Source organism: Bradyrhizobium sp. SZCCT0153 (genome assembly GCF_018129995.1).
Lineage (GTDB): Bacteria > Pseudomonadota > Alphaproteobacteria > Rhizobiales > Xanthobacteraceae > Bradyrhizobium > Bradyrhizobium japonicum_G.
Genome location: NZ_JAFCKS010000001.1, coordinates 1,502,100 through 1,516,904, shown reverse-complemented (window position 1 = coordinate 1,516,904; position 14,805 = coordinate 1,502,100). Strand labels below are relative to the sequence as shown.

At 64.4% G+C, this 14,805-nt stretch carries 12 protein-coding genes; 6 read left to right on the top strand and 6 right to left on the bottom strand.

Going from position 1 to position 14,805, the window contains the following annotated elements; translation table 11 throughout:
- The first annotated feature begins 178 nt into the window (after positions 1-178).
- Positions 179-2,107: an AsmA family protein gene (locus JQ572_RS07320; RefSeq protein ID WP_211382434.1), complete on the top strand. Its 1,929-nt coding sequence runs from the start codon at positions 179-181 to the stop codon at positions 2,105-2,107.
- Positions 2,108-2,183: 76 nt separating this feature from the next.
- Here JQ572_RS07320 and dctA read toward each other — a convergent pair whose 3' ends face one another.
- Together dctA and JQ572_RS07310 are read right to left on the bottom strand one after the other, a co-directional pair.
- A complete protein-coding gene (gene dctA, locus JQ572_RS07315) occupies positions 2,184-3,569 on the bottom strand; it encodes a C4-dicarboxylate transporter DctA (RefSeq protein WP_211382263.1) in 1,386 nt (461 codons plus the stop codon).
- 54 nt (positions 3,570-3,623) lie between these two features.
- Positions 3,624-4,697: a 4-oxalomesaconate tautomerase gene (locus JQ572_RS07310; RefSeq protein WP_211382262.1), complete on the bottom strand. Its 1,074-nt coding sequence runs from the start codon at positions 4,695-4,697 to the stop codon at positions 3,624-3,626.
- Positions 4,698-4,815: 118 nt separating this feature from the next.
- Here JQ572_RS07310 and JQ572_RS07305 point away from each other — a divergent pair, with 118 nt between their 5' ends.
- The 5 genes from JQ572_RS07305 (at position 4,816) to JQ572_RS07285 (ending at position 10,330) form a co-directional block, all read left to right on the top strand.
- On the top strand, positions 4,816-5,799 hold the full coding sequence (locus JQ572_RS07305) for a LysR family transcriptional regulator (protein WP_211382261.1): 984 nt from the start codon (positions 4,816-4,818) through the stop codon (positions 5,797-5,799).
- Positions 5,800-6,052: 253 nt separating this feature from the next.
- Positions 6,053-7,438 carry an ABC transporter substrate-binding protein gene (locus JQ572_RS07300; protein WP_211382260.1) on the top strand — a complete coding sequence of 462 codons (1,386 nt, stop codon included), beginning with the start codon at positions 6,053-6,055 and terminating at the stop codon, positions 7,436-7,438.
- Between the two features lie 66 nt (positions 7,439-7,504).
- Positions 7,505-8,377 (top strand): carbohydrate ABC transporter permease, encoded by an 873-nt coding sequence (locus tag JQ572_RS07295; RefSeq protein WP_211382259.1) that lies wholly within the window; start codon positions 7,505-7,507, stop codon positions 8,375-8,377.
- Positions 8,374-9,225 (top strand): carbohydrate ABC transporter permease, encoded by an 852-nt coding sequence (locus JQ572_RS07290; RefSeq protein ID WP_211382258.1) that lies wholly within the window; start codon positions 8,374-8,376, stop codon positions 9,223-9,225. The genes JQ572_RS07295 and JQ572_RS07290 overlap by 4 nt, the downstream gene beginning before the upstream one ends.
- A gap of 112 nt (positions 9,226-9,337) precedes the next feature.
- Positions 9,338-10,330 carry a hypothetical protein gene (locus JQ572_RS07285; protein WP_211382257.1) on the top strand — a complete coding sequence of 331 codons (993 nt, stop codon included), beginning with the start codon at positions 9,338-9,340 and terminating at the stop codon, positions 10,328-10,330.
- Here JQ572_RS07285 and JQ572_RS07280 read toward each other — a convergent pair.
- The 4 genes from JQ572_RS07280 to JQ572_RS07265 form a co-directional block, all read right to left on the bottom strand.
- Positions 10,263-11,075, bottom strand: coding sequence for an ABC transporter permease (locus tag JQ572_RS07280; RefSeq protein WP_211382256.1), 813 nt, complete (start codon positions 11,073-11,075; stop codon positions 10,263-10,265). The genes JQ572_RS07285 and JQ572_RS07280 overlap by 68 nt on opposite strands.
- Before the next feature lie 4 nt (positions 11,076-11,079).
- A complete protein-coding gene (locus tag JQ572_RS07275; protein ID WP_211382255.1) occupies positions 11,080-11,994 on the bottom strand; it encodes an ABC transporter permease in 915 nt (304 codons plus the stop codon).
- Positions 11,991-13,163 (bottom strand): ABC transporter ATP-binding protein, encoded by a 1,173-nt coding sequence (locus JQ572_RS07270; RefSeq protein WP_211382254.1) that lies wholly within the window; start codon positions 13,161-13,163, stop codon positions 11,991-11,993. The genes JQ572_RS07275 and JQ572_RS07270 overlap by 4 nt, the downstream gene beginning before the upstream one ends.
- Positions 13,164-13,238: 75 nt before the next feature.
- On the bottom strand, positions 13,239-14,699 hold the full coding sequence (locus JQ572_RS07265) for a glycerol-3-phosphate dehydrogenase (RefSeq protein WP_211382253.1): 1,461 nt from the start codon (positions 14,697-14,699) through the stop codon (positions 13,239-13,241).
- Positions 14,700-14,805: the final 106 nt, after the last annotated feature.

Sequence of the window (14,805 nt, the reverse complement as noted above, 5' to 3'; positions counted from 1 at the left end):
GGGGTTCTCCGCCCGGCAGGCGAGTGATAGAAGCTGCCCACGCCGTGGGCAGAACCGCCCGCGGCCTTGAAAGCGACAAGAAAACCCATCAAGTTGCGGGGGTTGGGCGTGGGCGCGCAGGTTTCCCGGCCCGCCTTCCGGCTCCAGCGACCAACCCGATCAGGACACGCCATTGACCATGGCCCAAGGAATGAAGCGCCTCGGGACGCCGATCGCGGCGCTGCTCGGCCTCGCGCTGATCGCCCTGATCGCGACCTCCTGGCTCATCAACCGCGACGCGCTGCGCAAGGCGGTGGAAACGCAGATCCGCGACGTCACCGGGCTCGAGCTCAATGTCGCGGGCGCCATCGACATTTCGTTGCTGCCGGCAAGCTACATCTCCTTCCATGACGTCGGCCTGAAGGGCGGCGGCACCAGCGATCCCGCCCTCCATGTCGACGTGCTCACCGCGAACCTGCGGCTGCTGCCGCTGCTGCTGCAACGCTTCGAGATCGCCGACCTGACGCTGCTGCGGCCGCGCATCCATGTCAGCCTGCAGCCGGACGGCGAGAGCAACTGGACGCCCTTCATCCAGACCATCGCGCGCACCATGAAGCCCGGCGCCGAGAACCAGGTGTCGTTCTCCGAGATCCGGATCCAGGACGGCGTGCTCAACTACGAGGACACCGCCACCCACGGCACCGAGAAGTTCGAGGACATCGACCTGTCGCTGGCCTGGCCCTCCATCTCGCGCTCCTTCGCCGCGACCGGACAGTTCGACTGGCGCGGCGAACGGGTCGACGGCTCGATCAGCTTCGCCGATTTCGTCGCCGCCCTCTCCGGCGACCGCTCCGGCCTGAAGGCGCGGATCGCCAGTGCCCCGCTCAAGCTCGCCTTCGACGGCAGCGTCGCCAACCGCACCAGCCCGATGATGGAAGGCACGCTCACCATCGACAGCCCGTCCCTGCGCAACGCGCTGCGCTGGACCGGCCAGCCGCAACCCGGCAGCGGCGGTTTCGGCCGCTTCGCGCTGAAGGCGCGCGCCAATGTCGTGGGCGCCTCGATCGCGCTCACCAACGTCAATGTCGAGCTCGACGGCAACACCGCCGAGGGCGTGATGACCTACGCCAATAACGGCCGGCAGACGCTGCAGGCGACGCTCGCCGCCGACGCACTCGACTTCACACCTTATATCTCCACCTTCCGCCTGCTCGCGAGCGGGGCGCGCGACTGGAACAGGCAGCTGTTCGATCTCAACGCCCTGTCGACCACCGACCTCGACATGCGCCTGTCGGCAGCAAAGCTGACGGTCGGGCCGACCAAGCTCGGCCGCACGGCGATCGGCGCCAATTTGCGCAACGGCACACTGGCGCTCTCGGTCGGCGAGGCCCAGGTCTATGGCGGCATCGCCAAGGGCTCGTTCGGCATCGCGCGCTCCGACACCGTCGCCGACATCAAGGCGCAATTCCAGTTCACCGACGTCGACCTCCAGGCCTGCGCCTCCGAGCTGTTCGGCCTCAACAAGCTGTCCGGCCGCGGCAACATCAACGTCTCCCTCGTTGCCTCCGGCTCGAGCCCGTTCGGCCTCGTGCAGTCGCTCGACGGCAGCGCCACCGTGACCGGGCATGACGGCGCGATCTCGGGCTTCAACGCCGAACAGCTCCTGAAGCGGCTGGAGCGGCGGCCGCTGTCCGGCGGCGGCAATTTCCGCAACGGCTCGACCCCTTACGACAGCCTCACCATCGCGGTGAAATTCTCCGACGGGGTCGCCACCGCCGAGGACATCCGCGTCGAGGGACCTGCGGCGAAGATCACGATGACCGGCACCGCCTCGGTGCCGACGCGCGAATACGACATGAAGGGCGTGGCCAGCCTCAACAGCGCCTCGGGCTTCGAATTGCCCTTCGTGGTGCAGGGCCCCTGGGACGATCCCCTGATCTTCCCAGATCCGGAAAGCCTGATCCGCCGCTCGCCTGCCTCCGCACCCCTGCTCGACATGCTCAAGGACCGCAAGGGGGGCAACGCCGTGCGCTCCGCGATCGAGCGCATCACCGGTACCGGCAAGCGTCCCGCCCCGGCAGACTCGCCGACGGCGGAGAACGCCAAGGAAGGCGCCAAATCCAACTAGGCTGATAGACATCACTTAGTCAGATTCCTGGTAGCTTGCGCAGAATACCGCGGCCGATTTCATCCCAAGGGTGGAGTTAAGCGGCCGATTGCGTCGTCGAAATCCAGGTTTCGTCCCCCTGCACCACTGCTGCCCCGCCGATCTTCGATCCGGCCGCAGCGTTGGAAGTGCCGCTGCGTCCCAGTTCACGGGCCAACACCTCGCGGTCACAAGCGTCCTCCCACAGCGAAACGGTGATGGCTGCGACGCAGTTGCTGATCATGCTGGTCAGCGCCCGCGCCTCCGACATGAAACGATCGATGCCGACAAGCAGCGCCACGCCGGTCACGGGCAGATCCGGCATGACGGAAAGCGTTGCGACAAGCGCGACGAAGCCGCTGCCGGTGACGCCGGCCGCGCCTTTGGACGTCAGCAGCATCAGCCCGAGCATCGCCGCAATCTGCCCCCACGAGAGGTGAATGTCGCAGGCCTGCGCGATGAAGATGGAAGCCAGCGTGAGATAGATGGCGCTGCCGTCCAAATTGAAGGAGTAGCCCATCGGCAGCACGAGCCCCGACACGCCTTTCCGGCATCCGAGCTGCTCCAGCTTGCGCAGCGCCCCAGGCAGCGCCGGCTCCGACGATGACGTGCCGAGCACGATCAGCAGTTCTTCCCTGAAGTAGCGAATGGTCTTCCACAGGCTGAAGCCGTTCAGCCGAGCCAGAGTACCGAGCACGACGACCACGAAGAGGGAGCAGGCGACATAGAATGTCAGGATCAGCAGTCCTAGCGAGCCGATCGAACGGACGCCGTAGCGGCCCACGGTGAACGCCATCGCTCCAAAGGCACCGAGCGGGGCGAGCTTCATGATGAAGCCGAAGGATACAAACAGCACCTGTGAGAACGAGTCGACTGCCTTTGTCACCACAACACCCCCATCACCGGCACGGCTCAGGCCGAAGGCGATCAGGATCGAGACCAGCAGAACCGGCAGCACTTCGCCATCGGCAAACGCTCCAAAGAAGGAATGCGGGATGATGTGCAGCACGAAGTCCGCGAATCCGGTCGCACCTGCCTGCTTGGTGAATTTCGCGGCCACCGAGGGATCCAGCGTGCTGACAGAAACATGCATGCCAACGCCTGGCTGGATCAGCGATACGGCGATCAGGCCGGCCAGCAGTGCGAGCACGGTCAGCAGGTAAAACAGCGCCATGGATTTCACCAGCGTGCGACCGATCTCCCGGGAATCGCTGATGCTGTTGATGCCGCTGACGATGGTGCAGAACACGATCGGCGCGATCATCATCTTGACCAGCTTGACGAAGCCGTCTCCGAAGGGCTTCAGCGCGGCGCCAAATTCAGGCCAGAGGTGGCCGGTGAGGACGCCCAGCATGAGGCCGATTAGCACCTGGACGTAGAGAATCCGGTAGAACGGTTTTCGCGGCTCGCTGTTCGCGGGCCCGGCCAGCGCTTGCTTCTGCATTCTCGTTTCTCCCATGGCTCTGATTTTTTTGACGGCTTTGAGAGCGACCCGGCTTCAGGCCGCCAGCACCGAATGAGGCAGGTGCGATCGGCGGGCGAAGACGTGGCCCTCGAAGATTCGCCGGGCTGTCCGCTGCACCCTGGCAACCGGGCCGGGCTCCAACCGAACCACGAGTTGGCCGGAGGGATGGGCAAGCGTGATCGTCGCCGGCGGCGCCAGCAGTCCGATCATCTCTGCAGCAATGGTTCCGGGCGTCACACACGCAGTCGCGATCGCGACAGCGCCGGTCACCGCCAGCGCGCTATGGCAGTCGTGCGGCATGAAGTAGCGGGTGTTCAACGTCGCCCCGACCGCGGGCGCAATCAGAACCGGTTTCGGAATCACCATTGACGCGGAATCCGGGAAGCCCATCCGGCGACCGGCCTCAATGCGCAGGTTTTCGAGCCGCGCGCGGAAGCCGCCGTCGGCGAAGGCCGAGGGTGCTTCAAGGCCGGTCCATCCCAGATCGGCCGCGCGGACCAGCATGACGGGCATGGCTGCGTCGATGCAGGTCACGTCGATCCCTTCGATGCGATCGACCGGACGTCCTGTCGGCAGCAGGCGACCGGTGCGTGCGCCGGCCGCGTTGGGGAACGACAGTTCGATGGGCGCGGCCGTTCCCGGTACCCCGTCGATCCGCGCTTCGCCCTCATAGGTTACCCGCCCGCCGGGGGTGGCAACCGTCGCGTCAATCAGCTTGCCGGTGTTGACATTATGGATGCGCACGTGGGTGCGATCTGCGGCCGCGGCGACCAGGCCGGCTTCGATTGCGAACGGCCCTACCGCCGCCAGCATGTTCCCGCAGTTCGGTGAGGTATCGACGATCCCTTCACGAACCCGCACCTGGGCGAACAGGTAGTCAATATCGGCGCCTGCCACCGATGCCGGTCCGACGATCGCGACCTTATTGGTAACGGCGTTGCCACCACCGATGCCGTCGATCCCGAAATCGTGCCCACCTCCCATGACAGACAGCAGGATGGCGTCGCGCAGCCTGGGATCGGCCGGAAGATCGCCGGCCAGAAAAAACGGCCCGCGCGAGGTGCCTCCGCGCATCACCACACAGGGAATAGCGATCTGATCGTTCATGGAGCCCTTCCGTTCCCGGACATCTTTGCTCGAACCAGACCATCCCCCGTCCGAACTCTTTTGTGAAATGCAAATATCTGAAGTATTATTCCGTATATCGGTACAACGGAGCCTGCCCATGAATGCAGAACTGCTCGACCTCAAGGCGTTCATCACCGTGGCGGAGATGGGCAGCTTCGTCCGCACCGCGAAGGCGCTGAACCTGTCACAACCGGCGCTGAGCCGGCGCATTCAGAAGCTGGAGGAAAGCCTTGGCGCGCCGCTGCTCGAACGGTCCACGCGCCACGTCAATCTCACCATGACGGGCCGCGACTTCCTGCCGAAGGTGCGCCGCCTCATCGATGAGTTCGAAACCTCGGTGCTGGCCATCCAGGATATCGGCGGGCGAAGTTCGGGTCTGGTTTCGGTGGCTGCCGTGCCGACGGCGGTATTCTATTTCCTGCCGCGCGCGATCGGCCGGTTCGCCGAAGCGTATCCGCGCATTCGCATCCGGATTCTGGATATCGGCGCCAATGAAGGATTGGAAGCGGTCGCGCGCGGAGAAGCCGACTTCGGCATCAATTTCATCGGCGCTTCGCATGCCGAAATTGAATTTGAAAAACTGGTTGAAGACCCTTTCGTCCTGGCCTGTCGCCATGACCATCCGTTGGCATCGCGCAAGCAGGTGAGTTGGTCTGAGATTGTGCCGCACCGTGTCATCACGGTGGGCCGCAACAGCGGCAATCGCGCGTTGATCGACAATGCGATGGCACGGCACGGCTTGCAGCTCAACTGGACGTACGAAGTCGCTCACCTCTCCGGTTCGCTTGGCTTGGTCGAAGCGGGATTGGGCGTCGCCGTGCTACCGAGGCTGGCGACGCCAGCCGCCGGCCATCCGATCATTCACACCATTCGGTTGATCGAGCCGGACGTGTCGAGGACGATCGGAATCGTGCGCAGGCGCGGGGCGACGCTATCCCCTCATGCCAGCCAACTTCTCAAGATGCTCCTCGAGGCATGGCGCTCTCCTTCCCGAGCCAGCGGGCACGGCAAGCCGCGGAACCGCCCCGCTGGGGCAAGTTCGAATGCCGTCCTGACCGACCGGAAGGGGAAACGCCGGTAGCTCGCCGGCGAAGCGGGCAACGCTGGCGGCGAGCAGGTATGTGGAATTGCGGATGGTCGGGCGAAGCCAGCACGCACAAGCTGAATTGATTGCCGCGAATTGATGCGGCGATTGCATCGATGCACGCATTAAGCATCTTCCTTCGCCCGACACCCACGACCTAGGTCTGACAAGAAGCCGCTAGATCGGCTGACGGCCATGCGCTAGAGTTTTGTCGACCGGCTAAAACACCGGCGGCTTGAGGGAGAAAAACGTGAAATCCAAAGTTATTGGCGCACTATCACTCGCGGTCGCCGCGGTCGGGCTGTTTGCAGCCGCCGCACCCGCGTTTGCTCAGCAGAAGACCATTACGGTCTGGTGGGTGAAGGGCTTCTACAAGTCCGAAGATGACGCCCTGCTGGAGACAATCAAGAAATTCGAGGCCAAGAGCGGCATCAAGGTCGAGTTGTCGCAATACGCCGTTCAGGACATGATACCGAAGACAGTGGCGGCGCTCGATTCCGGTACCGTGCCCGATGTCGCCTATTCCGATTCCTACGACGTGCAGGCGGCGGGAAAATGGGCGTTCGAGGGCAAGCTCGAGGACTTGTCCGACATCCTGTTGCCGATGAAGTCGGCCTTTGCGCCGAACACGCTGGAGACGGCGCTGCTCTATGACGACGTTGCCAAGAAGAGGGCCTACTACGGCTTCCCCCTGAAGCAGCAGACCATGCACGTCAACATCTGGAACGACATGCTGGAGAAGGCCGGCTTCAAGCAGAGCGACATTCCGACCAAATGGGAGGATTACTGGTCGTTCTGGTGCGACAAGGTGCAGCCGGGAATCCGCAAGGCGACGGGCCAGCGCATCTACGCCGTCGGCCAGCCGATGGGCGTGGAATCCACAGACGCCTTCCAGTCTTTCTACACGTTCATGGACGCCTATAACGTCAAGCTCGTCGATGACAACGGCAAGCTCCTGGTCGACGATCCCAAGGTGCGTGACGGCTTGATCCATGCCATGAAGGATTATACTGACACCTATATCAGGGGCTGCACGCCGCCCTCCTCCACGACATGGAAGGACCCCGACAACAACGTCGCCTTCCACAACAAGACAATCGTGATGACCCACAACTTCACGATCTCGATCGCGGCGAAGTGGTTCGAGGATTCGACCAACCCGGCGCTGACCCCGGAACAGCGCGCCGCCGGCAAGAAGGCCTACGAGCAGGACATCATCACTGCTGGCTTTCCCAACAAGCCGGACGGCTCGCCGATGAAGTATCGCTCCGACGTCAAGACCGGCGCGATCTTCACGGCCTCCAAGAACAAGGCGGAAGGCAAGGAATTCATCAAGTTCCTGCTCCAGGAGGAAAACCTCAGGCCTTATGTCGAAGGCGGACTCGGCCGCTGGTTCCCGGTAACCACGGCGAGTCAGCAGAGCCCGTTCTGGCAGGCGGACAAGCATCGCAAAGCGGTCTATGCGCAGTTCACTGGCGGAACGCTGCCGTTCGACTTCACCAAGAACTACAAGTTCACGATCCTGAACAACGAGAACGTCTGGGCCAAGGCGATGAACCGGGTGGTGAGCGAGAAGGTGCCGGTGGACAAGGCCGTCGACGAAATGATTGCCCGCATCAAGCAGGTCGCGGGTTGATCTAAATTGCGAGTCGGGCCGGCCGCGGTGACACCGCGGCCGGCCGCTTTCCGGTAGGTATCCGATATGGCGATCACGCTTTCTGGCGATCATGCAATGGCCGCGCCGCCCTTGTCGGCACGGCTAACCCCGGCGCAGGTCTGGGGCATCGTGTTGCTCGCCCCTTATCTCCTCGTATTCTGCGCCTTCGTGATTTACCCCGTTGGTTACGGGCTGTGGCTGGCGCGCCATCCCGCGAGCTACGTCGCGCTCTATCACGATCCCGTCTTCGCACGCGCCGCCGTCAACACGCTGGTCTTCCTGGTCATCGGCATCAATATCAAGATGCTGATTGCGCTGTTCTTGTCCGGTTTCTTCGTTCAGCAGCGCACCTGGATCAAATGGCTTTCCGTGCTGTTCATCCTGCCCTGGGCGGTGCCGTCGATCCCGACCATTCTGTCGGTCCGCTTCATGCTCAATCCCGAATGGGGCGTGGTCAACCAACTCATCTTCAAGTTCACCGGCGACGACGGCCCGAACTGGCTGAACGATCCGACCGTGGCGCTGGCCATGGCGATCGGTGTCCACATCTGGAAGTCGCTGCCGTTCTGGACGCTGATCCTGATCACCGGACGCCTTGCGATACCGCACGATCTGTTCGAGGCCGCGGAGGTGGATGGCGCGAGCTGGTGGCAGAAATTCCGCTTCATCACCTGGCCGTCGATGCAGACTCTTTACATCACCTGCACGCTGCTCTCGATGATCTGGACGCTCGGCGACTTCAACAGCGTCTATCTGCTGACCGGCGGCGGTCCGGCCGACCTCACGCATGTGCTGGCCACGCTCGGCATCCGCTATCTCCGGCTCGACCAGCTCTCGCTCGCGATGGCATCCATCGTCTGCGCGATGCCGTTCGTGTTGCCGCTCGTGTACTTCATGATGAAACGGTTGTCGCGATGAAGCTCCCTACCTTGCGCGAAGTCGCGACCGAAGCGCGGCTCTTGCTGATCGGCATTCCCGTCTTCCTGTGGACGATGATCCCGATCTATCACATGTTCCTGTTCGCGATCTCCCCAAAGGAGGACGCGTTCTCGGGTAAGCTGTGGCCGGACCATCCGACGCTGCACAACTTCTCGATCGTGTTCCATCAGCAACACTATTTCCTTCGCGACTTCTACTTGCAGTTCTGGAATTCGATGGTCATCGCCGCCGCCGTCGGCGTGCTGACGCTGTTCATCGCGACTGCGGCCGCATTCGCGATCTCGCGGCTGCGCGTGCCGGGCGGACGCGTCGTCATGAACCTCGCGCTCTTCACCTATTTCATTCCAGCGGCGTTCCTCGCCGTGCCGATGTACAGGACCATGGGCATTTACGGCCTGCTCAACAATCACTGGTCCCTGATCCTGGCCATGGTGACGATCGCCTCACCTTACGCGATCTGGGTCTTGAAGCAGGCCTCCGACAAGCTGCCGGTCGAGCTCGACGAAGCCGCCGTGATGGACGGCGCGACCACGCCACAGATCTTCCGCCTGATCTATCTGCCGCTGATGATGCCCTCGCTGGTCGCGATCGGCACCTATGCGGTGCTGCTCGCCTGGAACGAATATCTCTACGCGTTCCTGCTGCTGTCGAACGACCGCGATATCACGCTTCCCGTCGCACTCGGCAACTTCCTCGCCGCCGACGACTCGCCGTGGGAGCTGTTGATGACCACCGGCTTCATCTACGCGCTGCCGCCGGCCGCGATCTACTATGCCTTCCGCCGCTACATGGTGGGCGGGCTGACGGCAGGTGCGGTGAAGTCCTGACGCAGCAGGACGCAACGGGTCGTCACAAGCAGGGCGATCTAGCGATAGCGTGGACAATTGCGGGTTGTCCCCGCCTGCTCTAGACTTCGAGCCCTATCAAGGGCTCGTCATCATGCGGGGCAACGACGCGATCCATCTCGGCCTGATGCTGCTGGCGCTCGCGGCGGCCTATCTGGTGCCGTTCGAGCTGTTGCTGCTGGCCTATGTGGTGCTCGGCCCGGCGCACTACTTCACCGAGATCTCGTGGCTGCACGACCGCAGCTACTACCTGCCCCACCGCGGCATCGCGGCTGCGCTCGCGATCCTCGCCGTGGTCGCGGCCCTGATCGACAATGCTTCCTGGTTCGGCTTCGCGATGTGGGCCGCGCTGGTCGTGTGCGCCATGCTGGCGGCGACCGCCTCGGCGATCGAAAGCATGCTGCTGTTCATGGTGGCGATCGCGCTGTCCGCGATCATGTATTCGAGCGGGTCGTCACTGGCGGTCATCGGCATCCTGATTCCGACCCTGATCCACGTCTGCCTGTTCACGCTGATCTTCATGGTGCTCGGTGCCTACCGGTCCGGTAGCCGCGTGCAGGCCGCGCTGGTGGCCGTCTATGTCGTCGCGCTCGCCACGATCCTGCTGCTGCCGCCGACCGCCGAAATCCGGATCACGAGCTTTGCCCGCGTCGGACAGGATTATTTCGGCAATGTCGGCCCGGCCCTGAGCAGGTTGTTCGGCGTGCCCGGCCTTGTCCTCGACACCAGGCTGACGAGCCTGCTCGCCTTCGTCTACACCTACCATTACCTCAACTGGTTCATCAAAGCCGACGTGATCCGCTGGACGGCGGTGCCGAAGGCCCGTCTGGCAGCGATGGCCGCCGCCAGCGCCGCCTCCACCGCGCTGTACTTCTACGACTACGCGTTCGGCTTCACCTTCCTGCTGGCGCTGAGCCTGATCCACATCCTGCTCGAATTTCCGCTCGACAGCCTTGCGCTGCGGCAGCTCGGTGCGGCGATACAAGGCTCAGCGCGTGGATGGCACGCTGCACGGACCGCTACAGCGGCGCCGCGCTCTCGCCCTGCGCGCTCGACAGTTTCGAGGCGAGCGAAGCGATCACGATGACGACCGCGATCAGGGCGATCACCAGCGTGCAGATCGCGTTGATCTCGGGCTTCACCCCCAGCCGCACCTCCGAATAGATCCGGATCGGCAACGTCGCCGAGCCCGGGCCGGTGGTGAAGCTCGCGATCACGAGATCGTCGAGCGACAGCGTGAAAGCGAGCATCCAGCCGGCGACGATCGCGGGCGCGATCAGCGGCAGCGTGACGGCGACGAACGCGCGCATCGGGTCGCAGCCGAGGTCCATCGCGGCCTCTTCCAATGAACGGTCGAGCGAGCCGAGGCGGGACTGGACGACGACGGCGACGAAGCACATCGTCAGCGTGGTATGGGCGATCGTCACCGTCCAGAAGCCGCGCTCGGCGTTCAGCGCCACGAACAGCAGCAGCAGCGACAATCCGGTGATCACCTCCGGCATCACCAGCGGCGCGTAGAGCATGCCGGAAAACAGCGTGCGGCCGCGAAAGCGCTCTCCGCGCGACAGCGCCACGGCCGAGAGCGTTCCGAGCAGCGTGGCGATGGTCGCGGAGGAAACGGCCACCCGCAAGCTCATCCAGGCCGCCTCGATCATGGCGCGGTCATTGAAGAACTCGTGATACCAGCGCAGCGACCAGCCGCCCCACACCGTCACCAGCCGCGAGGCGTTGAAGGAATAGATGACGAGGATCAGGATCGGCAGATAGAGGAAGGCCAGACCCAGCGCGAGTGAGGCGACGTTGAAGCGGGACAGGCGAGAGACCTTGCGCATCGCCTCAGCGCCCCTGTTCCAGCTGTCGCTTCTGCAGCCGCTCGTACAGCAGCAGCGGCAGCAGCAGCACCACCAGCAGCACGATCGCCGCGGCGGATGCCACCGGCCAGTCCTTGTTGGTGAAGAATTCGAGCCACAGCGTCTGGCCGATCATCAGCGAATTGGAGCCCGCCAGGAGATCCGGAATGACGAACTCGCCGACGATCGGGATGAAGCACAGCAGCACGCCGGCGCCGACGCCGGGCAGCGACAGAGGAAAGGTGACGAGCCAGAACACCTGCCAGCGCGGCGCACCGAGATCGGAGGCAGCCTCTTCCAGCATCGGCTCCATCTTCGCGAGCGTGGCGTAGAGCGGCAGGATCATGAACGGCAGGTAGGAATAGACGATGCCGATATACATCGCGCTGTCGGTGGAGAGCCACACCACCGGCTGGCTGACCAGATGCAGCGCCAGCAGGATCCGGTTGAGCAGGCCGTCATGCTGGAGGATGTTGATCCAGGCATAGATGCGGATCAGGAACGAGGTCCAGAACGGCACGATCACCAGCACCATCGCCACCGCCTGCCAGCGCTTGGGCAGCCGCGCCATGCCGTAAGCGATGGGATAGCCGATCAGAAGCAACAGCACGGTCGCGGTGACGGCGACGGCGAGGCTGCGCTCATAGGCGAACAGGTAAATGTCGTCAGAGGCGAGCAGCCTGAAATTGTCGAGCGACAGCGCGGCAAAGGCGGCCTTGATCGCTCCCCACCCCGCCGCCAGGTCGAACACCGGCTCGTAAGGCGGCTGCGCGATCGCCGTCTGCGACAGGCTGATCTTCAGCACGAAGCCGAACGGCACCAGGAAGAACAGCACCATCCAGACATAGGGCGCAATGGCGGCAAACCGCGCCGGCCGCGCGAAGATGCGACGGGAGCTCATGACGGCAGCACCACGCAATCGTCGGGCGTAAACCAGGCGACGACGTGCTGGTTCAGGCTGTAGGCGTCGACATCGAGGCGCGCGCTGTTGGCGACGGACGCCTGCATCATGCCACCGGTGTCGAGCTTCACCTTGTAGGTGGTGGTGCCGCCGAGATAGCAGATGTCCGCGATCACGCCGTCCAGCCGGTTGATCGCCATTTCATGACCGGCCTCGCTCACAGGGCCGCGGCGCGACAGCTTGACCTTCTCGGGGCGGATCGCGACCGAAAATTTTCCCGCGCCGACCGGTTCGCGCGGCTCGGCCACCACCAGCGCACCCGCATCGCGCGTGCCGATGATCAGACGATGACCGTCGCGCAATTTGGACTCGCCGTCGAACAGATTGATGTCGCCGACGAACTCTGCGATCCAGCGCGAGCGCGGCGCCTCGTAGAGTTCGCGGGGGCTGGCGACCTGGGCGAGCTTGCCGGCCTTCATCACGCCGATCCGGCTCGCCATCGTCATCGCCTCCTCCTGGTCGTGGGTGACGATGATGAAGGTCATGCCGAGCCGGCGCTGCAGCTCCATCAGCTCGTCCTGCGTGCTCTCGCGCAGCTTCTTGTCCAGCGCTGCGAGCGGCTCATCCAGCAGAAGAAGCCGCGGACGGCGCGCCAGCGCACGCGCCAGCGCCACGCGCTGCCGCTGGCCGCCGGAGAGCTGGTCGGGCTTGCGCTTCTCGAGTCCTTCGAGCTTCACCAATGCGACCATCTCGGCCACGCGGCTGGCGATCTCCGCGCGCGCCATGCCTGCACGCTTCAGGCCGAAGGCGATGTTATCGCGCACCGACAGATGCGGAAACAGCGCGTAGTTCTGGAACATCATGTTGATCGGCCGCTCATGCGGCAGCGCCTGCGCAATGTCCTTGCCGCCGAGCAGGATGCGTCCCTCGTCCGGCGCCTCGAAGCCGGCGAGCATGCGGAGCAGCGTGGTCTTGCCGCAGCCGCTGGGCCCGAGCAGCGCAAAGAACTCGCCGGCCTTGATGTCGAGCGAGACGCCGTCGACGGCCCGGAACGTCCCGAAGGTCTTGGCGACGCCCTCGATGCGCAGCAGCGGCTGGCCCGCCGCAGGGTGCGGATCCGCGCCAGCCGCATCCGCCGCGACGTCCGTTCCGGGCAACTCTTCCGCCATGGTCCCTGCCAACCCCGATTCCGCCGCACGCTAGCGGCGGATCGGCCTTTGCTCAACCGGCTCGGGGCAGATCGTTCACATCACATTCGCCATGAACGCCGCCAGCGCGTCGCGGTCAGCCTCCGGCATGGTCAGGCCGAGCTTGGAACGGCGCCACAGGATGTCCTCCGGGAAGCGCGCCCATTCGCGGCTCATTAGATAATGCACCTCGGCACCGGTCAGGTCGGGGCCGAAGGCGGGGCCGAGCTCGTCGCGGGACTTCGCCTCACCGAGCACAGCCGATAGCCGCGAGCCGTAGGACCCGACGAGGCGCTGGGCTTGCGGCTCCGAGAGAAAGCGCCAGCGGTCGCGCGCAAGATCGACCTCGGTGTCGAAACGATCCCAGGCAAAATCTCCGCCCGGTAGCGCCGATCCAGCGGTCCAGGGCGGCGACATCGGATAGAACTTGGTCAACTTCGTCAGCGCACGCTCCGCGCGCAGGCGGGAGGTGGTGACGTCGCCGCCGAACGTCGTGATCAGCGGCGCCTTGCGCCGGCGGACATGGAACAGCGTCGTGCCATCGCGTCGGCGCGCGGACGCCAGCGTCAGGTTGACGCCTGAGACCGACCGGACCACGTCGGTCGGAGCAACACGCTCGCGGAAATAGCGGCTGGCCGCTTCGCAGAGATAGCTGACGTCGGCTCCCGGCATCGCGACGATCGCGGGATCGCCGGTGAAATCATGCGTGACCGTGCCGATCAGCGTGAAGTCGCGCTCGAGCGGGCTCGCGAAGATCAGCCGTCCATCGCTGTTCTGGAAGACGTAGACGTTATCGGAATAGAACAGCCGCGGGACGATGATCTGGCTCATCTGCATCGCCGCCATGGCGGGCTGCGGCTGCCGCAGCACGGTCTCCGCGACCATCGACGTCCAGCCGCCGGTGGCGTTGGCGAGCGCCCGGGCCGTGATCGTGCGGCGGTGGCCGCGATCGACCACCGCGAGCCGCCAGGTGTCGGTTCGATCGGCGCGCACACAACGTGCTCCGGTCCGGATCGCGGCGCCGCGCTCGGCCGCATCCAGGGCCGTGAGCACCACCAGGCGGGAATCGTCGACGACGCAGTCCGAATATTCGAAAGCCGTGCCGAATGGTCGTTTCAGCGCGTTACCGACCGGATGATGCGTGATGTCGAGGGTCGTCGCGGCAGGCAGGCCGCTCCGGTTCGTCAGCCCGTCATAGAGGAACAGGCCGGCGCGCAATAACCATGGCGGGCGCTCGTCGGAATGTGCCGGAATCACGAAGCGCATCGGCCGGACCAGATGCGGAGCGATCCGGAGCCAGGTCCGGCGCTCGGCGAGCGCCCGGTGCACCCGCCGGAAGCCACGCCGCTCCAGGACCGACAGATCCCCGTGGATCAGCCGCGGCGTCGCCGACGATGCCGCGCCGCCGAGATCGCCCTGCTCCAACAGGATGACGCGCAGGCCACGGCCGGCCGCATCGCGGGCGAGGCTGACACCATTCAAGCCGCCGCCGATGATCGCAAGGTCGTAATCTGCCATGAAACCGTCGAGAGGGAGCGAAGCGAAACGCTCTCATCCCTAGAGCCATTTCCGTTCCGATGAAATCGGAACGGGCTCTAGATTTTTGTTCTGACGCGTTTTCTTG

What these genes read in the sequence shown, in the direction of transcription:
- JQ572_RS07320 (WP_211382434.1), top strand. Translation starts at nt 179, where the DNA reads ATGGCCCAAGGAATGAAGCGCCTCGGGACGCCGATCGCGGCGCTGCTC.
- dctA (WP_211382263.1), bottom strand. Translation starts at nt 3,569, where the DNA reads ATGCAGAAGCAAGCGCTGGCCGGGCCCGCGAACAGCGAGCCGCGAAAA.
- JQ572_RS07310 (WP_211382262.1), bottom strand. Translation starts at nt 4,697, where the DNA reads ATGAACGATCAGATCGCTATTCCCTGTGTGGTGATGCGCGGAGGCACC.
- JQ572_RS07305 (WP_211382261.1), top strand. Translation starts at nt 4,816, where the DNA reads ATGAATGCAGAACTGCTCGACCTCAAGGCGTTCATCACCGTGGCGGAG.
- JQ572_RS07295 (WP_211382259.1), top strand. Translation starts at nt 7,505, where the DNA reads ATGGCGATCACGCTTTCTGGCGATCATGCAATGGCCGCGCCGCCCTTG.
- JQ572_RS07290 (WP_211382258.1), top strand. Translation starts at nt 8,374, where the DNA reads ATGAAGCTCCCTACCTTGCGCGAAGTCGCGACCGAAGCGCGGCTCTTG.
- JQ572_RS07285 (WP_211382257.1), top strand. Translation starts at nt 9,338, where the DNA reads ATGCGGGGCAACGACGCGATCCATCTCGGCCTGATGCTGCTGGCGCTC.
- JQ572_RS07280 (WP_211382256.1), bottom strand. Translation starts at nt 11,075, where the DNA reads ATGCGCAAGGTCTCTCGCCTGTCCCGCTTCAACGTCGCCTCACTCGCG.
- JQ572_RS07275 (WP_211382255.1), bottom strand. Translation starts at nt 11,994, where the DNA reads ATGAGCTCCCGTCGCATCTTCGCGCGGCCGGCGCGGTTTGCCGCCATT.
- JQ572_RS07270 (WP_211382254.1), bottom strand. Translation starts at nt 13,163, where the DNA reads ATGGCGGAAGAGTTGCCCGGAACGGACGTCGCGGCGGATGCGGCTGGC.
- JQ572_RS07265 (WP_211382253.1), bottom strand. Translation starts at nt 14,699, where the DNA reads ATGGCAGATTACGACCTTGCGATCATCGGCGGCGGCTTGAATGGTGTC.